Here is a 24,021-nt window from a genome sequence, read left to right as displayed (position 1 = left end):
CTCCTCGCGCTAACCCCGTAGCGTGTGGTTTTTAGCGGGCTCCAGGCCCGCTTTTTTTTCGTCTAGCCAAACGTTTGCGCAGTGCAAGATGGCATGTTTTACATGCTTTTAGGCGCAATTTGCTGTTTTGCGGCGTATGCGGCGGTTGGCGTCGGCAGCACCTCGCTGCGCGGGCCCGCTCCCAAGCAGGTCACCCGCGTATCGCGCACTTATGGCTTGGCCGGGGCCCGTCAGGCCGTCTTCCCTTCCTGCAACTTCAGTTCGCTGATCATGCGCTCACGCATGACGAACTTCTGCACTTTGCCTGTTACCGTCATTGGCAGTTCGTCGACGAACCGGATGTACTTCGGCACCTTGTAGTGTGCTATCTGGCCATTGCAGAACTGCTGGATCTCTTCGGCTGTGGCCTGTTCACCTGGACGTAGGACAACCCAAGCGCACACCTCTTCGCCGTATCGGCTGTCTGGCACGCCGAAAACCTGCACGCTCTGGATCTTCGGGTGGCGGAAAAGAAACTCCTCGATCTCGCGCGGATAGATGTTCTCGCCGCCACGAATCAGCATGTCCTTGAGGCGACCGACAATGTTGCAATAGCCCTCGGCGTCGAGCGTAGCGAGGTCGCCGGTGTGCATCCAGCCGTCCACGATACTTTCTCGCGTTTTCGGCTCGTCGTCCCAGTAGCCTTGCATCACCGAATATCCTCGCGTGCATAGCTCGCCGGTCTCGCTCACCGGCACGATGTCGCCTACCGGATCGACTATCTTCACTTCGAGATGCGGCTGAATGCGGCCGACGGTGGTCGTGCGTTTGTCGAGCGGGTCGGTGGTCGAACTCTGGAACGAGACCGGGCTAGTCTCTGTCATGCCGTACGCAATCGTGATTTCGTTGAGGTGCATCCTCGACACGACTTTTTTCATCGTCTCGATCGGGCACGGCGAACCCGCCATGATGCCAGTGCGCAGGCGTGAGAGGTCGAAGGAGGCAAAGTCCGGGTGATCCAGTTCAGCTATAAACATGGTCGGCACGCCATGCAGCGCCGTGCACTGCTCTTGCGCGACGGCCGCGAGTGTCGCGGCGGGGTCGAAAGCCTCGCCCGGAAACACCATGTTCGCGCCCACCGAGACGCACGCGAGAACCGCGAGGACCATGCCAAAACAGTGATATAGCGGGACGGGAATGCACAGCGCGTCCTGCTCGCTCAGGTTCATGGCCATCGCGATATAGCGCGCGTTGTTGACCACGTTGCTATGCGTGAGCGTCGCCCCTTTCGGATTGCCCGTCGTACCGCTGGTGAACTGAATGTTGATCGCCTCGTGGCACGAGAGCGTCGCGCCGATCTCGTCGAGCTTCGCGACGTCGAGCGTGGCGCGCCCCTGCTCGATCACGTCCGAGAACGTGAGCATTCCGGGCGTTTCCGTGTCGCACATGCGGATCACGTAGCGCAGATCAGGCAGTCGTGCCGCGTGAAGATCGCCGGGCGCGTGTGTAGCAAGCTCGGGCGCGAGTTGCTGCAGCATTTCGAGGTACATCGACGTCTTGAAGCGCTCCGCCGCGACAATCGCCTTGCAGCCCACCTTGTTCAGCGCGTACTCCAACTCCGCAAGGCGGTAAGCCGGGTTGATGTTGACCAGCACCGCACCGATGCGCGCCGTCGCGAACTGCGTCAGCAGCCACTCAACCCGGTTCGGCGACCAGATGCCGACGCGGTCGCCCTTCACGATGCCGAGCGCCAGGAAGCCGGCGGCCAATATGTCGACTTCTTCGGCGAACTCTTTCCAGGTCCACCGGATTTGCTGCTCACGAAAAACCACGGCAGGCCGGTCGGGAAAGCGCTCGGCGGTCCTGCGCAAAAACTCGCCGATTGTCGCTTCGCTCAACGGAATCTCTGTCGATCCGCGGACATACGAGAGTCCGTCTTTCGGTTCAATGATTGCGCCTTCGCCTGACACTTGCGTCGCCATGGTGCTGTCTCCGTGAGCAAATCGCCCTATTGAAATGAATTTGAAACCGATTGTGCCACCGGTGGTTGCTTGCGCGGCATCAAGTCTTACCCGCAGCGGCCCGGCGTATTGGATGGCTGTCCATTGCTTGCGCCGGTCCGGACGGCCTCACAATCTCACTTACCTTTCCGTAAACGTCAAGTGAAGGATAAAAAAAAGGCAGCCACGCGGGCTGCCTTTTCTCTGATACGTGTTGCTTAGCTCTGACCGCGCAGTTTGCGCAGACGCTGGATCGCAGCAAGCTGAGCCGTCGCGTACGCCAGTTCCGCCTGGGCGGTTGCGTATTCGAGGTTCGAGCCCGTGTTCTGCAGCGCTTCTTCCGCACGTTTGCGCGCGTCTTCGGCCTTGGCTTCGTCGAGATCCTTGCCGCGAATTGCCGTGTCGGCGAGAACCGTCACTGCACCCGGCTGGATTTCGAGGATGCCGCCGGCGACGAACACAAACTCTTCCTCGCCGTTTTCAGCTTCGATGCGCACTGCACCCGGACGGATCCGGGTGATGAGCGGCGTGTGGCCCGGCAGAATGCCGAGTTCACCTGCTTCGCCCGGCAGCGCGACGAACTTCGCCTGGCCCGAGAAGATCTGCTCTTCCGCGCTGACGACGTCTACTTTAATGGTTGCCATAAGTGTCGACTCCTGTGGCGACCAGGGTTAGCGCTTTGGCGCTCGCTCTGGCCCCGTGCAAGGCTGGGTTAAGCGTAGTGAGAGGCGCCGGCTTTGCGGACGACTACCGTGCGGAAGTCATCGCGCGCGAGGCCGGCGCCCGCTTCGTTACACCCGACCTTTACTGGATCTTCTTGGCCTTTTCGAAGGCTTCGTCGATCGTGCCGACCATGTAGAAGGCTTGTTCCGGCAGGTGGTCGCACTCGCCTTCAACGATCATCTTGAAGCCGCGGATCGTTTCCTTCAGCGGAACGTACTTGCCCGGCGAACCCGTGAACACTTCAGCAACGTGGAACGGCTGCGACAGGAAACGCTGGATCTTACGAGCGCGCGCCACGGCGAGCTTGTCTTCCGGTGCAAGTTCGTCCATGCCCAGAATCGCGATAATGTCGCGCAGTTCCTTGTAGCGCTGCAGCGTTTGCTGCACGCCGCGCGTGATCGAGTAGTGCTCTTCGCCGATCACGTTCGGGTCGATCTGACGCGAGGTCGAATCGAGCGGGTCCACTGCCGGGTAGATACCCAGCGAAGCGATGTCACGCGACAACACGACGGTAGCGTCCAGGTGGCCGAAAGTCGTAGCCGGCGACGGGTCGGTCAAGTCATCCGCAGGGACGTACACGGCCTGAACCGACGTGATCGAGCCGGTCTTGGTCGACGTGATGCGCTCTTGCAGCTTGCCCATTTCTTCAGCCAGCGTCGGCTGATAGCCCACGGCCGACGGCATACGGCCGAGCAGTGCCGACACTTCAGTACCGGCCAGCGTGAAACGGTAGATGTTGTCGACGAAGAACAGCACGTCGAGGCCTTCGTCACGGAAGTGCTCAGCCATCGTCAGGCCGGTCAGCGCGACGCGCAGACGGTTGCCCGGCGGCTCGTTCATCTGGCCGTACACCAGCGCGACCTTGTCCAGAACGTTCGAGTCCTTCATTTCGTGATAGAAGTCGTTCCCTTCGCGGGTACGCTCGCCAACACCGGCGAACACGGAGTAACCACCGTGTTCCTTAGCGATGTTGTTGATCAGTTCCATCATGTTCACGGTCTTCCCGACGCCGGCGCCACCGAACAGACCCACCTTACCGCCCTTGGCAAACGGGCAGATCAGGTCGATAACCTTGATGCCGGTTTCGAGCAGTTCGGTCGACGGCGACAGTTCGTCGAACGCCGGAGCCTTCTGGTGAATGCCGCGAACCACGTCCGAGTTGATCGGACCGGCTTCATCGATCGGACGACCGAGAACGTCCATGATACGGCCGAGCGTCGGCTTGCCGACCGGCACGCTGATCGGATTGCCAGTGTTCTTGACGACCGTGCCACGACGCAGACCGTCCGATGCACCCAGACAGATGGTACGGACAACGCCGTCGCCCAGCTGTTGCTGGACTTCGAGGGTCAGTTCCGAACCTTCTAGAATGAGCGCGTCGTAAATCTTCGGCATGTCCGAACGCGGGAATTCCACGTCGATCACCGCGCCGATGCACTGTACGATCTTGCCTTCTACCAAAGCAGTAGTACTCATCGCTTTTCCTTTAGATACTCAATTCTTCACTCGCGCAAAGGCGCTGTTTCGATGGAATCGCCCAGACCGGTTGCCTGGACGGTGCGCCTCGGGGGCGCACGCAAGGCGACATGCTGACCAAGAAGGTCAGACGGCCGCCGCGCCACCGACGATTTCCGACAGTTCTTTCGTGATCGCGGCCTGACGGCTCTTGTTATACACAAGCTGCAGTTCGTTGATGACCGTCTTCGCATTGTCCGAAGCGGCCTTCATTGCGACCATACGGGCCGACTGCTCCGACGCCATGTTTTCCGCGACGGCCTGATAGACCAGCGCCTCGACATAACGCACCAGCAGTTCGTCCACCACTGCCTGTGCATCCGGCTCGTAGATGTAGTCCCACTGGGTGGTCGGCGTCGCGCTCTGCTCGTCCTTGCGCTCGAACTGATCTGCCGCCAGCGGCAACAGTTGCTCGATCACCGGCTCCTGCTTCATCGTGTTGACGAAGCGCGTGTATGCGAGATACACCGCCGAAACCTTGCCTTCCGAGTACAGGTCGAGCTGAACTTTCACCGCGCCGATCAGCTTTTCCAGATGCGGCGTATCGCCCAGATGCACGACATTCGATACCACCTTGGCGCGCAAGCGGTTCAGGAAACCCAAGCCCTTGGTGCCGATCGCAGTTGCTTCGATCGTCTTGCCCTGGCCTTCCAGTTCCTTGAACTTCTGCAGCGCTGCACGCAGCACGTTGGTATTCATGCCCCCGCACAGACCTTTGTCGGTCGTGACGAGGATGATGCCCGCCGTCTTCGCGCCTTCGTTCGACACCATGAACGGGTGACGATACTCGGGGTTCGCACGGCTCATGTGCGCAGCGATATCGCGGACCTTGTCGGCATACGGGCGAGCAGCGCGCATGCGCTCCTGAGCGCGGCGCATCTTCGATGCGGCCACCATCTCCATCGCTTTCGTGATCTTGCGCGTGTTTTGCACGCTCTTGATCTTGCCGCGAATTTCCTTCATTCCAGCCATTGCTTGCTCCTTGTCGGCCCGAGTTAGTGCTTCAACGCTTACCCGGGTCCCATGCAAAGCGATCGAAGCAGCGCGGGAGCATTCGCATGCGGCCCGCGCCGCTTCAAGGTCCGTTTATGCCTTGCGGATCACTCGCAGATCAATAAGCGCCGGACTTCTTGAAGTCTTTGACGGCCGTGTGCAGCAGGCCTTCGTCGTCCTTCGAGAGTTCCTTGTTGTCTTCGACGCGCTTGACCAGGTCAGCGTGGCTCGACTTCAGATATTCGCGCAGGCCCTTTTCGAACGGCAGAACTTGCGACACTTCCAGATCGTCGAGGTAGCCGTTGTTCGCGGCGAACAGCGAGATAGCGAGTTCCCACACTTGCAGCGGCTGGTATTGCGGCTGCTTCAGCAGTTCCGTCACGCGGCGGCCGCGCTCCAGCTGCTTGCGGGTTGCTTCGTCGAGGTCCGATGCGAACTGCGCGAACGCTGCCAGTTCACGATACTGCGCGAGGTCGGTACGAATACCGCCCGACAGCTTCTTCACGACCTTGGTTTGAGCCGCACCACCGACGCGCGACACCGACACACCAGCGTTAATTGCCGGGCGGATACCTGCGTTGAAGAGGTCGGTTTCAAGGAAGATCTGACCGTCGGTAATCGAGATCACGTTCGTCGGAACGAATGCGGTCACGTCGCCGGCTTGCGTTTCAATGACCGGCAGTGCCGTCAGCGAACCGCTCTTGCCCTTGACTTCGCCATTGGTGAACTTCTCGACGTACTCTTCCGAGACACGAGCAGCACGTTCCAACAGACGCGAGTGCAGATAGAACACGTCGCCCGGATATGCTTCACGGCCCGGCGGACGGCGCAGCAGCAGCGAGATCTGACGGTATGCCCAAGCCTGCTTGGTCAAGTCGTCATAAACGATCAGCGCGTCTTGACCGCGGTCACGGAAATATTCGCCCATCGTGCAGCCGGCGTACGGTGCCAGGTACTGCATGGCGGCCGATTCCGACGCCGAAGCGGCGACGACGATCGTGTATTCCAGCGCGCCGGTTTCTTCCAGCTTGCGGACCACGTTCATGATCGACGAAGCCTTCTGGCCGATCGCGACGTAGATACAGAAGAGGTTCTTGCCCTTCTGGTTGATGATCGCGTCGACTGCGACTGCGGTCTTGCCGCACTGACGGTCGCCAATGATCAGCTCGCGCTGGCCGCGGCCAACCGGCACCATTGCGTCGATCGACTTCAGACCGGTTTGGACCGGTTCCGAAACCGACTTACGCCAGATCACGCCCGGAGCGATCTTTTCGATCGCGTCGGTCTTCTTCGCGTTGATCGGGCCCTTGCCGTCGATCGGGTTACCCAGTGCATCGACCACGCGGCCGAGCAGTTCCGGGCCAACCGGCACTTCCAGAATGCGGCCCGTCGTCTTGACGATGTCGCCTTCCGAAATGTGCTCGTACTCACCCAGAATCACGGCGCCGACCGAGTCGCGCTCGAGGTTCAGCGCGAGACCGAAGGTGTTGCCCGGGAATTCGAGCATTTCGCCCTGCATCACTTCCGACAGGCCGTGAATACGCACGATACCGTCGGTCACGGAGATCACGGTGCCCTGGTTGCGAACGTCTGCGCTCGCTTCAAGGCCCTGGATCCGGCTCTTGATCAGCTCGCTGATCTCAGAGGGATTGAGTTGCATTATTCGCTCCTGATAGTCAATTCTGTTGCGTGCCAGCCGCTTCAGCGCGAGGCGCTTCAGGCCGTCAGAGCCGTTTGCATGCTGGCAAGCCGCGCGCGGACCGAGGTATCGAGCACTTCGTCGCCGACCGTCACGCGTACGCCGCCGATCAACGACGGGTCGATCTCGACCGTCGGCTTCAGCTTGCGTTTGAACTTGCGTTCGAGACTTGCGACGAGGTCGTTCAACTGCGCGCCCTCAAGCGGGAATGCGCTGACGATCAGCACATCGGCCGCCCCTTCGCGGGCGTTCTTCAACTCTTCGAACTGCACGGCGATTTCCGGCATCAATTGCAGGCGATGGTTGTCCACCAGCATTTGCACCAGATTCTTCGCTTGCGCGTTGTCCTTGAGCGGCGACTTGACCGCAGCCAGCAGCAGTTCGCTGACCTGGGCGCGGCTTACTTTCGGGCTCGAGGCGATCGACAGCACTTCGGGCAGACGCGCAACCTGTGCCAGCTCCTGCACGAGCGTGGACCAGGCGGCGATGTCACCAGCTTCGGCCACGCCAAACAGCGCTTCTGCGTACGGACGGGCGATGGTTGCAAGTTCGGCCATGATCAGAGCTCGGCTTTCAGTTGATTCAGCAGGTCAGCATGCGCTGCCTGGTCGACTTCGCGCTTCAGGATCTGTTCAGCGCCCTTCACTGCGAGCGCGGCGACTTCACCACGCAGCGTTTCGCGCGCCTTCACGACTTGCTGTTCAGCGTCGGCCTTCGCTTGCGCGATGATGCGAGCGGCTTCAGCCTGTGCTTGAGCCTTGATTTCGTCAGCGACTGCCACGGCGCGTTTTTCGGCGTCAGCGATACGCTGCTGACCGTCGTTGCGTGCCTGAGCAAGTTCCTGGTCGACGCGCTTGTGAGCGGCTGCCAGTTCTGCCTTGCCCTTTTCTGCAGCCGACAAACCGTCGGCGATCTTCTTCGCGCGCTCGTCGAGGGCGTTGATCAGCGGCGGCCACACGAACTTCATCGTGAACCACGCGAGGATCAGGAACACGACCATTTGCGCAAACAGGGTTGCGTTGAGATTCACGGTGTTTCCTTAAACGTTGCTAGTTCGGAAAGTGAAACGGCAAGGCGCTCATCGATTCTGTGTTCGATCAGCGCCTAAGTGCCCGTTCCGCCCTGCGCCTTTACCAGTTATAGCTCAGGCGCAAACTCCCGAGGAACCTCAGCCTGCCAGCTTCGACAGCAGCGGGTTCGCGAACGCAAACAGCATTGCCACACCAACGCCAATCAGGAACGCCGCATCGATCAGACCAGCCAGCAGGAACATCTTGGTTTGCAGCGGGTTCATCAGTTCCGGCTGACGAGCACATGCTTCGATGTACTTGCCACCCATCAGGCCGATACCGATACAGGCGCCGATTGCACCCAGGCCGATGATGATGCCGATACCGATGGCGGTCAGACCCTGGATGTTGGCGATGAAAGCTTGCATGATCACTCCTTTGTGAAAAGTCTTTTAGAACTGGTTGGAACTGGGATTTGAAAAACTACGATTCTTTAACGACTGCGCGGTTTAGTGCGTGTCGTGTGCCTGGCCGATGTACACCAGCGTCAGCATCATGAAAATGAACGCCTGCAGCAGAACGATCAGGATGTGGAAGATTGCCCACACGCTGCCGGCGATCACGTGGCCGATGAAGCCAAGCACCGTCGTGTCCGCGCCGAAGCTCCAGATGCTGCCGAGCAGGGCAATCAGCAGGAACAACAGTTCGCCCGCGTACATGTTGCCGAACAGCCGCATGCCGAGCGAGACCGTCTTCGCGACGAACTCGATGATGTTCAGTGCAAGGTTCGGGATCCACAGCAGCGGATGCGCGCCGAACGGAGCGGACAGCAGTTCGTGCACGAAGCCGCCGGCGCCCTTGATCTTGAAGTTGTAGTAAATCATCAGCGCGAACACACCGAGGGCGATGCCGAGTGTGCCGTTCAGGTCGGCGGTCGGCACGATGCGGTGGTGCGGGATGACTTCGGACAGACCAAGCCAGCCGATCACGTGGCCCGGCAGGTCGACAGGAATAAAGTCGAGCGCGTTCATCAGCGCGACCCAGACGAACACCGTCAGTGCCAGCGGCGCGATGAAAGTACGCGTGCCGTGGATCATCGACTTCGATTGATCCTCGACCATCTCGACCAGCATTTCGATTGCACATTGGAAACGGCCGGGCACGCCGGACGTTGCCTTGCGTGCAGCCATGTGCAGGATAAAGATGGTGGCCAGACCGCAAACGATCGACCAGAAGAGGGTGTCCAGATTCCACACGTGGATGTCGAAAATCGACGTCTGGTGTCCGGTGGAAAAGTTCTGCAAGTGGTGCGCGATGTACTCGGACGGATCCATTGCGCGCGTGCCTTCGCTAGCTGCCATATCGTTAAAGCCACCCAAATTGTCGAAAATCGTCTGAGGCCGCCCCGCCGCAATGCTGTATTGCGGGAACGCGCCGGGTGCGGATCCTGTCTTATCCGCACGCTCTCGCCGGCGCCGCGCGCCGGCTTTTGAATCTTGCTGTTACCTGTTGCCTCTTCAGCGCCACGCTAAAGCGATCCAGTACGTCTTGAGCGCGATGAGATAAGTCACGAGCAGCGGAACCCAGCGTGCGTCGTGATACCAGAAGGCGATGGCTACAAACATCGCGATCGTTGTCCCCATCTTGAGCGCTTCGCCGATCATCCAGCTCATTGCTGTTTCGGCGCCGCTCAGCGTTCTCAGCCGCGCCGCGAACAATGCGGCCGGCACCCAGCATATCGCCCCTCCCAGGAACGCGGACAGCGCAGCAGCGCCCGGCGGCTCATAGAACAGCCACCATACCAGCGTTGCGCCTAGGGACAAGACCATTTGCGCTGCCACGACCCTTAAAGGGGTGACGCGCGATGGACGGTTCACACTGGGACCAAACAGCTTTTCAGCCTCGGCCCGCGTGAGCGGAACGATATTTTCCTGCTCGGCGTCCCACGGTTCTTCGTGCGTGACTTGCTGAGCGGGAGACGCCTCTGAAAAGCTGCGTTTTTCGCGGTGCCCGTCTCGCCCATTTTTCGGCGCTTGATTCGACGTTTTGACCGCCATCGCAGTGTTCCGAAGTCTCGTTCCGGTCAGCGAGCTTTCGCTGCGCTTACGGGGTTGCCGTGCAATTAAATCCGGGCGATTGTAAGCGATAGTTGCAGGCAATTCAAGACTTTAGGCCGTTCAATAAACAGTGCGAAACGACTCCTCGCGATGCGGAAAAGGCTTCCGACGAATGGTCAGCCTGTCAACTGTAAGGCGGTCTTGCAAATGTAAAATGTGCTTGTTCATCGAGCCGTTTTTCGGGTCGACAAGCTGACTCGCAACTGTTGCAACAGCCGTGTCGAAAACGCAACAGAGCACAATGAGTTTGCCAAGCCGGCGCGGCGCGGCGCCTCCTCTGCAGACTGTTCGTCACAGCCGCCCAGGCGCCTATGCAGAACCAAAATTAGTTAGGATTCCCTGATATTCGGCCCCTGCTCGACCGTCGCAAACGGCGTTCGGCCGAGCCCACGAGTTCAACGTCCGGGAGTGCAATTGAGCGGCGCTCGACCATCTTTTTCGGCACCGCTCACCGAAGGATCTCCGGTCGTCAGACGCTCAAGCCGTGGCGTTTCCGCGCAACCGCACAAGAATACCCTCGAGCGCGTCCAGATCGCCGAAATCGACCAGCACCTGACCGCGACCGCGTCGGCCGAGCTTGATTTTGACGGTTGCTGCCAGCAGATCGGACAGTTCTTCTTCCAGCCGTCTCGTATCGCGGCCGCCGTCCGGGTTGGCGCGCGCCTTGACCGCCGGAGCCGCCTTCGTGGTCGCCGTCACCAGTTTCTCGGTTTCCCGCACGGACATCCGCTTGTTGACGACTTGATTCGCCAGCGTGATCTGCGTCGCTGCGTCGACCGCCAGCAGCGCGCGCGCATGCCCCATGTCGAGGTCGCCGGCAAGTAACATGGTTTGAACCGGTGTCGCGAGGTTGAGCAGGCGCAGCAGGTTCGACACGGCGCTACGCGAGCGGCCGACCGACTCGGCGGCCTGCTCGTGCGTAAAGTTGAATTCGTCGAGCAAACGCTGAATGCCTTGTGCCTCTTCCAGCGGATTCAGGTCTTCACGCTGAATGTTCTCGATCAACGCCATCGCGGCGGCCGCCTGGTCGGGCACGTCCTTCACCAGTACCGGGACTTCTTCCAGACCAGCAAGTCGAGCCGCGCGGAAACGCCGCTCGCCCGCGATGATCTCGTATTTGTCCGCCGACACCGGCCGCACGAGGATCGGTTGCATCAAGCCTTGTGCACGTATGCTGGCGGCCAACTCCTGCAACGCGCCTTCGTCCATCCGCGTGCGCGGCTGATATTTGCCCGCCTGCATTTTGCTGAGCGGCAACACGTTCGGCGCGCCGTCAATCACCACCGCCTCGGTGATGTCGGCGCTGCCGCCGAGCAACGCTTCCAGGCCGCGGCCCAATCCCTTCTTTCTTGCTACTGCATTCATCGTGCTTCCTCGATCCACTTAGGATGCTTGGGGCGCGTCATTCAGTGCGCGCACCCGCTCAATCATTTCCGCGCCGAACTGCACGTAGGCTTGCGCGCCGCGCGACGCCCTGTCGAACACCACGCCCGGCAGCCCATAGCTGGGTGCCTCGGCGAGGCGCACGTTGCGCGGAATCACCGCGTCGAACACCTTGTCGCCAAAGTGCTCCTTCAATTGATCGGAGACCTGCTGCTGCAGCGTGATCCGCGGGTCGAACATGACGCGCAACAAGCCGATCACTTTCAGGTCACGGTTCAGATTCGCGTGCACCTGCTTGATGGTGTTGACCAGATCGGACAGCCCTTCGAGCGCAAAGTACTCGCACTGCATGGGAATCACGACGCCATGCGCAGCGCAGAGGCCATTGAGCGTCAGCAGCGACAATGCGGGCGGACAGTCGATCAACACGAAGTCGTATTCGCTTTCGACTGTCGCAAGCGCGACCTTCAACTGCCGCTCGCGGTTCTGCACGCTGACCAACTCAACTTCCGCTCCCGCAAGTTCGCGGTTGGCAGGCAGTACGTCGTAGCCGACGGCTTCGGGACGCATCCTGGCATCAGCCACCGAGACCCCGTCAACCAGCACTTCATAGACGGTGTTGGCGCACGCTGCCTTGTCGATGCCGCTGCCCATTGTGGCGTTGCCCTGCGGGTCCAGGTCAATAAGAAGGACTCGCTGTCCCTGCGCTGCCAGGCTGGCCGCCAGATTGACTGCCGTCGTCGTCTTACCGACTCCGCCTTTCTGGTTCGCAACGCAGAAAATTTTTGCCATCGTTGGAGTGTCCCTTTGCTGCTTGAAGAAGTGATTACGTCGTCTATTCGGAATGGCGTCGTGCGCGAGTGAGGGCGGCTAGTCGCCTTCATCCACAAGAACCGTGACGAGGTGGCGCTCGGCATCGAGAAACGGCACGTCGAGGCGGACAATCTGTTCCACGTGGGCGCCCGCAGGCAACCGCTCGATTTCGTCATCGGGACGCACACCCTTCATCGCGAGAATGGCGCCCTGCTCTGCCACCAGATGACGGGCCAGTGTAACGAAATCGGCGAGTTCTGCGAATGCTCTAGAGACGATTACGTCGAACTTTGCCGACACTTCGGCGCCCGGCCGCAGCGTTTCTACACGCCCGGTCACGACCGAGAGGTTCGTCAGACCAAGTTCAGCCTTCGCCTGAGCCTGGAAGGCCGTTTTCTTGTGAACGATGTCGTTCACGGTCACGTCCCAATCAGGGCGGACGATCGCCAAGACGATGCCGGGCAAACCGCCGCCCGAGCCGACGTCCAGCACCGTCCCCGGGTTGCGCTGCACGAGGTGCGGCACGATCGAAAGGGAGTCGAGTATGTGTTGAATCAACATCTGCCGGGGATCGCGAATGGCCGTCAAGTTGTAGACGGCATTCCACTTCGCCAGCAGCGTCACGTAGTCGAGCAGCGTCCCGAGTTGCACATCGCGCAACTCGAGTCCGAGTTCGCCTACGCCATCGGTGAGAAGTTGGTACAGCGCTTCCCGGTCGGCCCCGCCCCTCTTCACCGTCATTGCACCACCGGCTTGTTATCCGGGTCCGGCGCGGCCGTCTTTGCGGGACGACGACCCAAGCCACGCTTGAGATGAACCATCAGCAGAGAGATGGCCGCAGGAGTGATCCCCGAGATGCGCGACGCCTGACCGATGGTTTCGGGACGGAATTGCATCAGTTTCTGCCGGGCCTCGAACGACAGACCTCTCACTTCGGCATAGTCGAGACCTTCCGGCAGACGCGTGCTTTCGTGCGCTTCGTTCCGCTCTATTTCGTCCGCCTGCCGGTCGATGTAGCCCTGATACTTGATACCGATCTCGATCTGTTCCTTGATCTGAGCCAGCAGTACGTCATCGTCGGCCAGTGTTTCCGGTGCAGCGCACGCGCCGTTTCGCAATGCCGAGACGCCGTCGTAAGTCACGCCGGGTCTGCGCAGCAAGTCCGCGAGGCTGTATTCGTGGTCGATTGGCTTGCCAAGCAAGGCCGTCGCTTCATCCGCCGACAGCGTCTTTGGATTCACCCAAGTCGTGCGGAGGCGCTCTGTTTCACGTGAAACAGCGTCGCGCTTGCGGCTGAATGCATCCCAACGCACATCGTCAACGACGCCAAGCTCGCGGCCAATCTCCGTCAATCGCATATCGGCGTTGTCTTCCCGGAGACTCAGCCTGTACTCGGCCCGGCTCGTGAACATGCGGTAAGGTTCTGAGACACCACGAGTCACGAGATCGTCAACCAGCACGCCCAAGTAGGCCTGATTCCGACGCGGACACCACGCTTCCTTGCCCTGAACGAACAGGCCAGCATTGATGCCGGCCAAGAGGCCTTGCGCCGCCGCCTCTTCATAGCCGGTTGTGCCGTTGATCTGCCCCGCAAAGAACAGGCCGTTGATCACTTTGGTTTCCAGCGACGCCTTAAGTCCCCGCGGATCGAAGTAGTCATATTCAATCGCATAGCCCGGACGGAGGATGTGCGCGTGCTCCAAGCCGCGCATGGACCGTACGAGTTCCAGTTGCACATCGAACGGCAGGCTCGTCGAGATCCCGTTCGGATAGAACTCGTTCGTGGTCAGCCCTTCCGGTTCCAAAAAGATCTGGTGCGATTCCTTCGACGCGAAGCGGTGAATCTTGTCCTCGATGGAAGGGCAATACCGTGGCCCTACCCCTTCGATCACGCCCGTGTACATGGGCGACCGATCCAGCCCGCCCCGGATGATGTCGTGCGTGCGTTCGTTGGTATGTGTGACCCAGCACGGCACTTGGCGCGGATGCTGTTCAGCGCGGCCGAGAAACGAAAAGACCGGTACTGGGTCGAGATCGCCAGGCTGTTCCTCGAGTTGCGAGAAGTCGATGGTCCGACCGTCAATTCGCGGCGGCGTACCGGTCTTCAGGCGCCCTTGCGGCAGTTTCAATTCCTTCAGACGCGCCGACAACGACACAGCCGCAGGATCGCCAGCGCGGCCGCCGGTGTAGTTGTTCAGTCCTACGTGGATCTTTCCGTCGAGGAAGGTGCCCGCCGTCAGCACAACGGCCCGCGAGCGAAAGCGGATTCCCACTTGCGTAACCGCGCCGACCACGCGGTCGCCCTCAACCATCAGATCGTCCACGGCTTGCTGAAAGAGCCACAAATTCGGCTGGTTTTCGAGCCGGTGACGGATCGCTTGTTTGTAGAGCAGGCGGTCAGCTTGCGCGCGAGTCGCGCGCACAGCCGGGCCCTTCGAGGAATTGAGGATGCGGAACTGGATGCCGCCCTCGTCCGTGGCCGCGGCCATAGCACCGCCGAGCGCGTCGACTTCCTTGACCAGATGACCCTTGCCAATGCCGCCGATAGACGGATTGCAGCTCATCTGACCGAGCGTTTCGATGTTGTGAGTCAGCAGGAGCGTCTTATTGCCCATGCGCGCTGAGGCCAAAGCGGCCTCGGTGCCGGCGTGGCCGCCGCCGACGACGATTACGTCAAATTCTGTGGGAAAAAGCATCGCGGATCTCACGCCAGATCGTCGCGTGAGCCTTCAAAGGAAAAAAGTATGGGCGAATTATAACGGGTTCGGTTTCGGCCCGAATTAGGCCGAATCGCCAGACAATAAAAAAGCGGCGTGTTTCACGTGAAACACGCCGCTAGAAACTGCACATGCGTTTGACTAGGCTGCCTTTTTGGCTAGCCCCAGATAGGTTTCGATCACTCGAGGATTCTGTGCCAAGTCAGATGCCGCCCCCTCCAGCGCTAGCTCGCCGGTCTCTAGAACGTAACCGTAGTCCGAAATCTGCAGAGCAGCGCGAGCGTTCTGTTCGATCAGAAGCGTCGCCACCCCGGTCTGACGCAGAGCGCTGATGATGTGGAAAATTTCTTTCACGATCAGCGGCGCGAGCCCCAAGCTAGGCTCGTCCAGCATCAGCAGATCCGGCTTGCCCATCAAAGCGCGCCCGACCGCGAGCATCTGCCGCTCGCCACCGGACAACGTTCCGGCTGCCTGCTTGCGGCGTTCCTTCAGACGCGGAAACAGCTGGAACACCGGCTCCATCTGGTCAAGAAAGTTGCGCTCACCCGCTCGCTTGCGCCGATAGGCGCCGAGAACCAAGTTGTCCTCGACACTCATCGACGCGAAAAGCTCGCGCTTCTCAGGCACCAGGCACATGCCGCGAGCCACGCGCTTTTCCACCGGCACCGCACTGACGTCCTCGCCCTGATACACGACCGCGCCCTTGGCATGACCAGTGGTCGGCAAAGCGCCCATGATGGCGTTCAGCAGCGTGGACTTGCCCGCCCCGTTCGGACCGATTACCGACACAATTTGCCCGGCTCGCACCTTGATGGCAGCGCCGTGGAGCGCCTCGACCTTGCCGTATCGGACGGACAACCCGTTCACGTCGAGAATGGGTGCAGCTACATTCATGAGGTTCTCCATTACTCCACTCCGCCAAGGTACGCTTCGAGCACCGCGGGATCTTGCTGCACTTCCTGCGGCAAGCCTTCGGCGATACGCGTGCCGAACTCCATCACGACGAGTCGATCAGTCAGATTCATCACGAAATCCATATCGTGCTCGACGAGCAGCACGCTCATGCCTTCCGCCTTCAACCGACGGAGCAAATCGGCCAGTTGCAGCTTTTCCTGATAACGCAGGCCGGCTGCCGGTTCGTCCAGCAGCAGCAAGGTGGGATCGCAGCACAGCGCGCGAGCGATTTCCAGAATCCGTTGCTGACCTAACGCCAGGCTTCCGGCTTCGTCGTACATGTGCTGTTCAAGGCCGACGCGGCGTATCTGGCGGGCGGCCTCCGCCATCAAGCGCGCTTCTTCTACGCTGTTCAAACGCACGATGCTTCGCCAGACGCCCGCATGCCCACGCAAGTGCGCGCCAATCGCGACGTTCTCCAATACCGTCATGCCAGGCAGCAGCTTGACGTGCTGGAAGGTGCGGCCAATTCCTCGCTTGACGATTTCACGTGAACTCAGCGCGTCGATGCGCTCGCCGCGGAACGTGATCTCGCCGCTCGTCGCCTGGAGCACGCCGGTCACGAGATTGAACGTGGTTGATTTGCCGGCGCCGTTTGGTCCGATCAGGCCAATGATCTGCCCTGCTTTGACTTCGAAGCTCACGTCGTTTACCGCGACCAAGCCGCCGAACTGCTTGCGAGCCTTGTTGACCGTCAACAGGTTTTCCCCGCCCGTCGGCTTGCTGCGCTGCGGCAAAGCTTCCGCCTGATCCGGCGGATGCGCGCGCGGGCCGCGCGGGAAAAAGCGCGCGACGAACGGCCACACGCCTTGCCGCGCATATTGCAGCAACAGCACCATCAAGATGCCGAACACGATCACTTCGAAGTTGCCGTTCTCGCCCAACAGTTTGGGCAGCAGCGTTTGCAGATAGTCCTGCAATACAGTGAGGATTGCCGCCCCGAGCACCGCGCCCCAAACGTGTGACACACCGCCCACCACGGCCATGAACAGGAATTCGATGCCGTGATTCAGACCGAAAGGCGTCGGGTTCACCGCGCGCTGCAAGTGCGCATACAGAAAGCCGGAAACCGACGCCAGCACCGCGGCGTAGACGAAGATGACGACGCGCATCCACGCCGTATTCACACCCATTGCTTCAGCCATCATGCCGCCGCCGCGTAAAGCGCGAATGGCCCGCCCCGGCCGGCTATTCAACAGATTCTGGACCGACACGACCGCGCCGAGCACGACCAGCCAGATCAGGTAATAGATATGGCGGCCGGACTCGAGATCGATACCGAAAACATTCAGCACTGGAATTCCGTTGATGCCGTCGTACTTGCCCAGCATCTCCAGGTTACCGAATAGATAGAACAGCGACAGCCCCCAGGCGATCGTGCCAAGCGGCAAAAAGTGGCCGGAGAGGCGCATCGTCACGAGGCCGAGAATCAGGGCGATCAGCGCCGTCACCAGCACCCCGGCGATCAGCGCAAGCCAAGGTGAGACACCGAAGCGCGTCGTCAGATACGCAGTTGCATACGCGCCGATGCCGACAAACGCGGCTTGCCCGAAACTCGTCATCCCGCCAATGCCGGTGAGCAGCACCAGCCCGATTGCCACGATCGAATAGAGGCCAATGTAGTTCAGCAGCGTGACCCAGTACTCGGGCACGTGGATCGGCTGCGGCAACACCGGCAAGGCGAACAGAACGACGAGGAAGAGCCAGAAGAACTTGTTTTTCATGATCCGTTTCATCGCTTCACTCCTCGTCCTCTTCAGCGTGCGGGCTGGCAAGACTGCGCCAGAGCAACACCGGGATAATCAGCGTGAACACGATCACTTCCTTATAGGCGCTAGCCCAGAACGACGAATACGACTCCAGCAGGCCGACTAGGATCGAACCGGCCGCCGCCAGCGGATAGCTCACGAGCCCGCCGATAATCGCCCCGACGAAGCCCTTCAAACCGATCAGGAAGCCCGAGTCGTAGTAGATGGTAGTCAACGGTGCCACCAGGATGCCGCACAGCGCGCCGAGGCCTGCCGCGAGCGTAAACGCGAGGCGCCCCGCTTGGGTCGTGCCGATACCGACGAGGCGCGCACCGAGTCGATTCACCGATGTCGCACGCAACGCCTTGCCTGAAATCGAGCGGTCGAAGTACAGATACAGCGCGCCGATCAGCACAACCGCTGTCCCGACGACCCACAGGCTTTGCCCCGAAATCGACAGGCTGCCGACGTTGAACGTTGCGTCCGAAAACGCCGTGGTGCGCGAGCCTTCCGCGCCGAACATCACGAGGCCAAGCCCGACCATCGCAAAGTGCACCGCCACCGCGACGATGAGAAGCAACAACGTGGTCGCTTCGGCGATCGGCTCATACGCGAGCCGGTAAACGAACGGGCCCATCGGAATCACGATCAGTAGCGTCAGCGCGATTTGCGCGATCATCGGCAGTGGATGCAGGAAGACGCCTTGGGTGAGCGCATACACCGCAATCGGAAACAGCAGATACTTGCCGACCAGCAGAGCCAGTGTGCGAGCCGCATGCCTGCGCCGCTCCGCGTGCCGTACGAGCCCCGCCACTTCGACCACGAAGCACGCAGCCCCCATTGCCATCAGCAGCCAGCAGGTGGCCGGAAATTTCTGTGTTTGCAACGCGGCGAGCGTAAGCGCGCCATACGAAACAAACTCGCCCTGCGGGATAAAGATCACCCGCGTTACGGAGAACACCAGCACCAGCGCGAGCGCGAGCAACGCGTAGATAGCGCCCGTGGTGATGCCGTCCTGCGCGAGGATCGCCGCAATTGATAGATCCATACTTCCTCGTCCTGAAGCGTCGAAATCGAAACTGGAAACAGTCGTGGCGGCGCAACCCTCAGCCGTCCATCGAACCGCAATGCCTGAAAGACGACCGCCGCGCTGAAGCACGGCGCGGCGGTCGGTGCCATTGTCGTTGAACACAATGGCAATGCGGCGTCATATGCCGCACTTCGCGAGAGGCGCGTACCGCTGTTGTATTAGTCGTTCTGCAGCTTCCACTTGCCGTCGACGATCTGCACGATCACGCGTGCGCGCTTGTCGAGGCCGTTGTGGTCAGTTGTCGTCGTGTTCATGATGCCGTGCGAGACCGGCAGTTCCTTGATGCTTTCGAGCGCGCTGCGCAGTGCCACGCGAAATGCCTCGGTGCCCGGCTGTGCGGTCTTTAGCGCTTCGGGAATCGCACGCTGCAGCATCTGGCCGGCGTCCCATGCGTGACCGCCGAACGTCGCGACCGAACCGGCGCCATACGCTTTCTCGTACGCAGCCTTATAAGCGAGGGAGGACTTCTTCACCGGATTCGATTCGGGCAATTGATCGGCGACGAGGATCGGACCAGCCGGCAGAATCTCGCCTTCGCAGTCCTTGGCGCAAACGCGCAGGAAGTCATTGTTGGCCACGCCGTGCGTCTGATAAACCTTGCCCTTGTAGCCGCGCTCCTTAAGCGTCTTCGCCGGCAGCGCAGACGGTGTACCGGAGCCCGCGATCAACACTGCGTCGGGATTGGCGCCCATTGTCTTCAGCACCTGACCGGTCACCGACGCGTCCGTGCGATTGAATCGCTCGTTGGAAACGATCTTCAGATTGTGTGCATTCGCCGCCGCGGTAAACACGTTGTTCCAGCTGTCGCCGTATGCATCCGCGAAGCCGATGAAACCCACCGTCTTCACGCCGTGATGCTCCATGTAATCAGCAATCGCGTCGGCCATCAGACTGTCGTTCTGCGGCGGTTTGAAGGCCCACGCACGCTTCGCGTCCATTGGCGAAATGATCGCGGCAGACGCGGCAAGCGAGATCACTGGCGTCTTGCCCTCGGAAGCGGGATCGAGCATGGCGAGAGAATTCGGTGTGACGGTCGAGCCGATAATTGCGTCGACGTGGTCTTCGTCGATCAGCTTGCGCGTGTTCTGCACGGCCTTGCCGGTGTCCGATGCATCGTCGAGGATGATGTACTGCACCGTCTTGCCGCCGATCTCCTTCGGCAGCAACGCGATCGTATTCTTTTCAGGAATCCCGAGCGATGCAGCCGGACCCGTGGTGGATAGCGTTACGCCGATCTTCACCTGAGCGATGGCGGCGCTCGCGCCGCACATCAACGCCATCGCGATGCCGGTGCGTACCCATTGTTTTGTCTTTGTCATTGCAAGTCTCCAAACGCTGCGAAGCGCGTATCTGTTATCCGGCTCGTGGGCCGGGTGTCTGAATCTAGTTATCGGATCCAGGTGTGCCAAGCATGGTTTTCCCTGCTCAACACACATGCCTTCTCCGTCTTTTATGTCACTCCCTGCTGCCTGCCGCCACTGCCTGCTGCCGCGATTCCTGAGTGCCTCGCCGAGCCGGCGGACACAAAACACTAACATGTTAGTAGTATTGCGTTGTGCATCGTTGACGGTCAATAGACTGCAACGCAAATGCGGGTTTGTCCTGAAGCCGCATAGCCACAAGTCTCGTGCGAAGCGGGCAATAAAAAAGACGCGTCGGACTGCACGCGTCTTTTGTTATGAGGTCCCCTATCGCTTTGCCTTCGCTCAGTCGCCGGACAACTTCCACTTGCCGCCGACAATCTCCACCATGACGCGCGCCCGCTGATCAAGACCGGCATGGTCGTTCGCGCTCATGTTGAAGATACCGTGCGACGCCGGCAGCTCTTTGGTTCCTTCGAGCGCTGCACGCAGCGCCTCGCGGAACGCCGGCGTGCCAGGCCGCCCTTTCTTCAGTGCGAGCGGAATAGCGCGTTGCAGCAGCAGGCCAGCGTCCCATGCGTGACCGCCGAAGGTGGACACGGAGCCGGCGCCATAGGCGGCTTCATACGCCCGCTTATAGGCGAGCGCGCTCTTCTTCACCGGATTCGAATCGGGCAGTTGCTCAGCAACGAGCAGAGGGCCGGCGGGCAGAAAGGTGCCCTCGCAATCCTTGCCGCACACGCGCAGGAAATCGTTATTCGCGACGCCGTGCGTCTGATAGTACTTGCCCTTGTAGCCGCGCTCGCGGAGCGTCTTCTGCGGCAACGCGGCAGGCGTACCGGCGCCTGCGATCAACACCGCGTCCGGGTTCTGCGACACGATCTTCAACACCTGACCGGTGACGGAAGCGTCGTTACGTGCAAAGCGCTCGTTCGCAACAACCTTGATCTTTGCCAGATCGGCGGCCTTGCTGAATTCCTTGAACCAGCTTTCGCCATAACCGTCGGAGAAGCCGATGAACGCCACCGTCTTCACGCCATGATTGGACATGTGCTGCGCGATGGCGGTAGCCATGAGAATGTCGTTTTGCGGCGTCTTGAAGACCCACGCGCGCTTGGCATCCATCGGCTCGACAATGCTGGCCGCTGCCGCAAGCGAGATCACCGGCGTGGTGCTCTCAGCGGCGACGTCTATCATGGCAAGCGAATTCGGCACGACGGTCGACCCGATCAGCGCGTCTACATGGTCTTCGCTCGTGAGCTTGCGGGCGTTTTTGACGGCCTGAGTCGAATCAGTCGCGTCGTCCAGCACGATGTATTCGATTTTTTGACCGGCCACTTCCTTTGGAAGCAGCGCGACGGTGTTCTTTTCCGGAATGCCTAGCGATGCGGCCGGGCCCGTTGCCGACACAGTGACGCCGATTTTCACATCTGCAAATGCATGGCTGCTCCATGCAGCCGAAATGCCCGTGGCGACCAATGCCGCACTGATCCAACGCAATGCCGACTTCATCCCGCTCCTCTATGCCCCGTTAAAACAATTCAGATTAAATTCGCAATTTAAATCCCGACCCAGCGGTCGGTGAATAAGGAGTGTAGCGGACGTGAGCCGCACGCGGCAAGCACTTTGCAGGGCGTCAGCGTGGGAAATGGAGCAATTATCGGAGACATAAAATAGGTCACCGATTTAGCGAAGGAATTGAACGAGGTAATTCAAAAAAGCAAAATAAAAAGCGCTGTTGGATATCAATCCAACAGCGCTTTCGTGTGGGCACTTAGTGCCTCATGTCTCCTCGTTCTCCACCTGCAAATTCGTGGTTCATCAGAACTGCATGAAGGTTAAACGAGCACCCAGCGTGCCACAACTAGCAATTACCCTAGTGGTGCACTGCGGCACTGAATTGGGGCAAGTTTAACCGGCGATGCGGCGCGATACATAAAATAAGGGCTCAAGTGGTTTGCCGACGTCATACTGCATGGCAGCGAAATCAGATCGGATGCCGAAGCAATTATCCGTGTGACCGCTTTCTCACGCGCGCAGCGGCCGCACCCGCGCGATGATCTCGCCGACAATCCCGCGCCTGAATGCGAGCACGCACGCAATAAAGATCACGCCTGTCACGATCGTTACCGACTCACCCAGCGAACGGAACCACTCGATGCCTGTTGTCGACGCGAGTGCGCCACCGATATCGCCGAGCCGATCCTCGAGTGCGACGATCAGCGCCGCGCCAAGCAGCGGTCCGAACAGCGTGCCCATGCCGCCGACAAGCGTCATCAGCACCACCAGGCCGGACATGGTCCAGTAAGCGTCGCTTAAAGTCTCGAAGCCCTGCACCACCACCTTTAGCGAGCCCGCGAGTCCCGCGAGTCCGGCCGACAGAATGAACGCTAGCAACTTGAAGCGATCCGTATCGTAGCCAAGCGACACCGCGCGCGGCTCGTTTTCCTTGATCGCGACCAGCACCTGACCGAACGGCGAATGCACGATGCGCACGATCAGCAGGAAGGCGAGCACTATCACGGCCAGCACAACAAAGTACAAGGTCACATCCGACGAAAGATTCAGCACGCCAAAGAGCTTGCCGCGCGGCACGCCTTGCAGGCCGTCTTCGCCATGCGTGAACGGCGCTTGCAGGAACACGAAGTAGACCATCTGCGCGAGTGCGAGCGTCACCATCGCGAAATAGATGCCCTGACGCCGGATAGCGAAAATGCCGACGATGAAGCCGAGGAGCGTCGCCGACGCCGTGCCTGCAAGCACTCCGAGCTCGGGCGAGAAGCCGAGCGTCTGCATCGCATAGCCGGTGATGTAGCCGGCCGACGCTAGGAACATGGCGTGCCCGAACGAGAGCAAGCCCGTGTAGCCAATCAACAGATTGAACGCGGCCGCGAAAAGCGCAAAGCACATCACCTTCATGACAAAGAGCGGATAGATGCCGAGCACGGGCACCGCGAGCAGCACCACCAGCAGCAAACCGTAGAGTACTTTTCTCTGCATCATTTTTCCTTGCCGAAGAGACCCGCCGGACGCACGAGCAACACGAGCGCCATGATGACGAACACGACGGTCGCCGACGCTTCCGGATAGAACACGCGAGTCAGTCCTTCGATTACGCCGAGCATCAGTCCGGTGAGAATCGAACCCATGATCGAACCCATTCCGCCGATCACCACTACCGCGAACACGGTGATGATCATCGGTTGGCCCATCAGCGGCGAAACCTGGATAACCGGCGCGGCCAGCACGCCGGCGAACGCGGCGAGCGCCACGCCGAAGCCGTAAGTGAGCGTGATCATCAGCGGCACGTTGATGCCGAACGCCTCGACCAGCTTGGGGTTCTCGGTCCCGGCGCGCAGATAGGCGCCCAGCCGGGTCTTCTCGATCACGAACCACGTCGCAAAGCAAACGATCAGCGACGCCACCACCACCCACGCGCGATAGTTCGGCAGGAACATGAAGCCGAGGTTGGTCGCGCCCGACAGCGCGGACGGCACGTCGTAGGGCTGGCCCGACGAACCATAGATAGAACGGAACACGCCCTCGACGACCAGCGTGAGCCCGAACGTGAGCAACAGGCCATAGAGATGGTCGAGCTTGTAAAGCCAACGCAGCATCGAGCGTTCGATCGCGACGCCGAACAGGCCGACGATCAGCGGTGCGAGCACGAGCATCGCCCAATACGGCACGCCGAAGTATGAGAAGCCCATCCACGCGAGCATCGCGCCGAGCATGAACAACGCGCCGTGCGCGAAGTTGATCACGTTCAGCAAGCCGAAGATCACCGCAAGACCAAGACTCAGAATTGCGTAGAACGAGCCGTTCACGAGCCCGAGCAGCAACTGGCTCAACATCGCGGGAAGCGGAATGCCAAAGATGTCCATTGAAGCCTTAACCCATCGTCAGGGTGAGATCGGTT

At 60.3% G+C, this 24,021-nt stretch carries 21 protein-coding genes; all 21 read right to left on the bottom strand.

Going from position 1 to position 24,021, the window contains the following annotated elements:
- Positions 1–230: 230 nt before the first annotated feature.
- A complete protein-coding gene (locus H281_RS0112405) occupies positions 231–1,961 on the bottom strand; it encodes an AMP-binding protein (protein WP_020067429.1) in 1,731 nt (576 codons plus the stop codon).
- Positions 1,962–2,197: 236 nt separating this feature from the next.
- The gene (locus H281_RS0112400; RefSeq protein WP_020067428.1) at positions 2,198–2,623 is read right to left on the bottom strand and encodes a F0F1 ATP synthase subunit epsilon; all 426 of its coding nucleotides are present in this window, start codon (positions 2,621–2,623) and stop codon (positions 2,198–2,200) included.
- A 160-nt stretch (positions 2,624–2,783) separates the two neighbouring features.
- Entirely contained in the window at positions 2,784–4,178 is a 1,395-nt protein-coding gene (gene atpD, locus H281_RS0112395) for a F0F1 ATP synthase subunit beta (RefSeq protein ID WP_020067427.1), read from the bottom strand.
- A gap of 126 nt (positions 4,179–4,304) precedes the next feature.
- Entirely contained in the window at positions 4,305–5,189 is an 885-nt protein-coding gene (gene atpG / locus H281_RS0112390; RefSeq protein ID WP_020067426.1) for a F0F1 ATP synthase subunit gamma, read from the bottom strand.
- A gap of 139 nt (positions 5,190–5,328) precedes the next feature.
- Positions 5,329–6,870 carry a F0F1 ATP synthase subunit alpha gene (gene atpA, locus H281_RS0112385; protein WP_020067425.1) on the bottom strand — a complete coding sequence of 514 codons (1,542 nt, stop codon included), beginning with the start codon at positions 6,868–6,870 and terminating at the stop codon, positions 5,329–5,331.
- A 56-nt stretch (positions 6,871–6,926) separates the two neighbouring features.
- On the bottom strand, positions 6,927–7,466 hold the full coding sequence (locus H281_RS0112380) for a F0F1 ATP synthase subunit delta (protein WP_020067424.1): 540 nt from the start codon (positions 7,464–7,466) through the stop codon (positions 6,927–6,929).
- 2 nt (positions 7,467–7,468) lie between these two features.
- Entirely contained in the window at positions 7,469–7,939 is a 471-nt protein-coding gene (locus H281_RS0112375) for a F0F1 ATP synthase subunit B (RefSeq protein ID WP_020067423.1), read from the bottom strand.
- A 138-nt stretch (positions 7,940–8,077) separates the two neighbouring features.
- On the bottom strand, positions 8,078–8,347 hold the full coding sequence (gene atpE / locus H281_RS0112370) for a F0F1 ATP synthase subunit C (RefSeq protein ID WP_007180033.1): 270 nt from the start codon (positions 8,345–8,347) through the stop codon (positions 8,078–8,080).
- 81 nt (positions 8,348–8,428) lie between these two features.
- Positions 8,429–9,280 (bottom strand): F0F1 ATP synthase subunit A, encoded by an 852-nt coding sequence (atpB, locus tag H281_RS0112365; RefSeq protein WP_027776916.1) that lies wholly within the window; start codon positions 9,278–9,280, stop codon positions 8,429–8,431.
- 156 nt (positions 9,281–9,436) lie between these two features.
- Complete coding sequence (locus H281_RS0112360; protein ID WP_020067421.1) at positions 9,437–9,976, bottom strand: ATP synthase subunit I; 540 nt, start codon at positions 9,974–9,976, stop codon at positions 9,437–9,439.
- Between the two features lie 537 nt (positions 9,977–10,513).
- The gene (locus tag H281_RS0112355; RefSeq protein ID WP_020067420.1) at positions 10,514–11,401 is read right to left on the bottom strand and encodes a ParB/RepB/Spo0J family partition protein; all 888 of its coding nucleotides are present in this window, start codon (positions 11,399–11,401) and stop codon (positions 10,514–10,516) included.
- An 18-nt stretch (positions 11,402–11,419) separates the two neighbouring features.
- Positions 11,420–12,211, bottom strand: coding sequence for a ParA family protein (locus H281_RS0112350; RefSeq protein WP_020067419.1), 792 nt, complete (start codon positions 12,209–12,211; stop codon positions 11,420–11,422).
- Between the two features lie 78 nt (positions 12,212–12,289).
- Positions 12,290–12,973, bottom strand: a complete 684-nt coding sequence (rsmG, locus tag H281_RS0112345) for a 16S rRNA (guanine(527)-N(7))-methyltransferase RsmG (protein ID WP_020067418.1) — start codon at positions 12,971–12,973, stop codon at positions 12,290–12,292.
- Complete coding sequence (gene mnmG, locus H281_RS0112340; RefSeq protein WP_020067417.1) at positions 12,970–14,928, bottom strand: tRNA uridine-5-carboxymethylaminomethyl(34) synthesis enzyme MnmG; 1,959 nt, start codon at positions 14,926–14,928, stop codon at positions 12,970–12,972. The genes rsmG and mnmG overlap by 4 nt, the downstream gene beginning before the upstream one ends.
- Positions 14,929–15,090: 162 nt before the next feature.
- Positions 15,091–15,843 (bottom strand): ABC transporter ATP-binding protein, encoded by a 753-nt coding sequence (locus H281_RS0112335; protein ID WP_087752415.1) that lies wholly within the window; start codon positions 15,841–15,843, stop codon positions 15,091–15,093.
- A gap of 11 nt (positions 15,844–15,854) precedes the next feature.
- Positions 15,855–17,639, bottom strand: coding sequence for a branched-chain amino acid ABC transporter ATP-binding protein/permease (locus tag H281_RS0112330; protein WP_020067415.1), 1,785 nt, complete (start codon positions 17,637–17,639; stop codon positions 15,855–15,857).
- Positions 17,640–17,643: 4 nt separating this feature from the next.
- Positions 17,644–18,699, bottom strand: a complete 1,056-nt coding sequence (locus H281_RS0112325; protein WP_020067414.1) for a branched-chain amino acid ABC transporter permease — start codon at positions 18,697–18,699, stop codon at positions 17,644–17,646.
- 200 nt (positions 18,700–18,899) lie between these two features.
- Positions 18,900–20,060, bottom strand: a complete 1,161-nt coding sequence (locus tag H281_RS0112320; RefSeq protein WP_020067413.1) for an ABC transporter substrate-binding protein — start codon at positions 20,058–20,060, stop codon at positions 18,900–18,902.
- Between the two features lie 387 nt (positions 20,061–20,447).
- The gene (locus H281_RS0112315) at positions 20,448–21,614 is read right to left on the bottom strand and encodes an ABC transporter substrate-binding protein (RefSeq protein WP_020067412.1); all 1,167 of its coding nucleotides are present in this window, start codon (positions 21,612–21,614) and stop codon (positions 20,448–20,450) included.
- A 516-nt stretch (positions 21,615–22,130) separates the two neighbouring features.
- Positions 22,131–23,102 (bottom strand): branched-chain amino acid ABC transporter permease, encoded by a 972-nt coding sequence (locus tag H281_RS0112310; protein WP_020067411.1) that lies wholly within the window; start codon positions 23,100–23,102, stop codon positions 22,131–22,133.
- Positions 23,102–23,986, bottom strand: a complete 885-nt coding sequence (locus tag H281_RS0112305) for a branched-chain amino acid ABC transporter permease (protein ID WP_020067410.1) — start codon at positions 23,984–23,986, stop codon at positions 23,102–23,104. The genes H281_RS0112310 and H281_RS0112305 overlap by 1 nt, the downstream gene beginning before the upstream one ends.
- Between the last annotated feature and the right edge of the window lie 35 nt (positions 23,987–24,021).

This window comes from Paraburkholderia caledonica (assembly GCF_000383275.1).
In the GTDB taxonomy this organism is placed as follows: domain Bacteria; phylum Pseudomonadota; class Gammaproteobacteria; order Burkholderiales; family Burkholderiaceae; genus Paraburkholderia; species Paraburkholderia caledonica.
The sequence above is the reverse complement of the archived record's forward strand: the minus strand, read 5'-3'. Positions and strand labels throughout refer to the sequence as shown.

Coding starts and splice junctions, on each gene's coding strand:
- H281_RS0112405 (WP_020067429.1), bottom strand. CDS start 1,961: ATGGCGACGCAAGTGTCAGGCGAAGGCGCAATCATTGAACCGAAAGAC.
- H281_RS0112400 (WP_020067428.1), bottom strand. CDS start 2,623: ATGGCAACCATTAAAGTAGACGTCGTCAGCGCGGAAGAGCAGATCTTC.
- atpD (WP_020067427.1), bottom strand. CDS start 4,178: ATGAGTACTACTGCTTTGGTAGAAGGCAAGATCGTACAGTGCATCGGC.
- atpG (WP_020067426.1), bottom strand. CDS start 5,189: ATGGCTGGAATGAAGGAAATTCGCGGCAAGATCAAGAGCGTGCAAAAC.
- atpA (WP_020067425.1), bottom strand. CDS start 6,870: ATGCAACTCAATCCCTCTGAGATCAGCGAGCTGATCAAGAGCCGGATC.
- H281_RS0112380 (WP_020067424.1), bottom strand. CDS start 7,466: ATGGCCGAACTTGCAACCATCGCCCGTCCGTACGCAGAAGCGCTGTTT.
- atpE (WP_007180033.1), bottom strand. CDS start 8,347: ATGCAAGCTTTCATCGCCAACATCCAGGGTCTGACCGCCATCGGTATC.
- atpB (WP_027776916.1), bottom strand. CDS start 9,280: ATGGCAGCTAGCGAAGGCACGCGCGCAATGGATCCGTCCGAGTACATC.
- H281_RS0112360 (WP_020067421.1), bottom strand. CDS start 9,976: ATGGCGGTCAAAACGTCGAATCAAGCGCCGAAAAATGGGCGAGACGGG.
- H281_RS0112355 (WP_020067420.1), bottom strand. CDS start 11,401: ATGAATGCAGTAGCAAGAAAGAAGGGATTGGGCCGCGGCCTGGAAGCG.
- H281_RS0112350 (WP_020067419.1), bottom strand. CDS start 12,211: ATGGCAAAAATTTTCTGCGTTGCGAACCAGAAAGGCGGAGTCGGTAAG.
- rsmG (WP_020067418.1), bottom strand. CDS start 12,973: ATGACGGTGAAGAGGGGCGGGGCCGACCGGGAAGCGCTGTACCAACTT.
- mnmG (WP_020067417.1), bottom strand. CDS start 14,928: ATGCTTTTTCCCACAGAATTTGACGTAATCGTCGTCGGCGGCGGCCAC.
- H281_RS0112335 (WP_087752415.1), bottom strand. CDS start 15,843: ATGAATGTAGCTGCACCCATTCTCGACGTGAACGGGTTGTCCGTCCGA.
- H281_RS0112330 (WP_020067415.1), bottom strand. CDS start 17,639: ATGAAACGGATCATGAAAAACAAGTTCTTCTGGCTCTTCCTCGTCGTT.
- H281_RS0112325 (WP_020067414.1), bottom strand. CDS start 18,699: ATGGATCTATCAATTGCGGCGATCCTCGCGCAGGACGGCATCACCACG.
- H281_RS0112320 (WP_020067413.1), bottom strand. CDS start 20,060: ATGACAAAGACAAAACAATGGGTACGCACCGGCATCGCGATGGCGTTG.
- H281_RS0112315 (WP_020067412.1), bottom strand. CDS start 21,614: ATGAAGTCGGCATTGCGTTGGATCAGTGCGGCATTGGTCGCCACGGGC.
- H281_RS0112310 (WP_020067411.1), bottom strand. CDS start 23,102: ATGCAGAGAAAAGTACTCTACGGTTTGCTGCTGGTGGTGCTGCTCGCG.
- H281_RS0112305 (WP_020067410.1), bottom strand. CDS start 23,986: ATGGACATCTTTGGCATTCCGCTTCCCGCGATGTTGAGCCAGTTGCTG.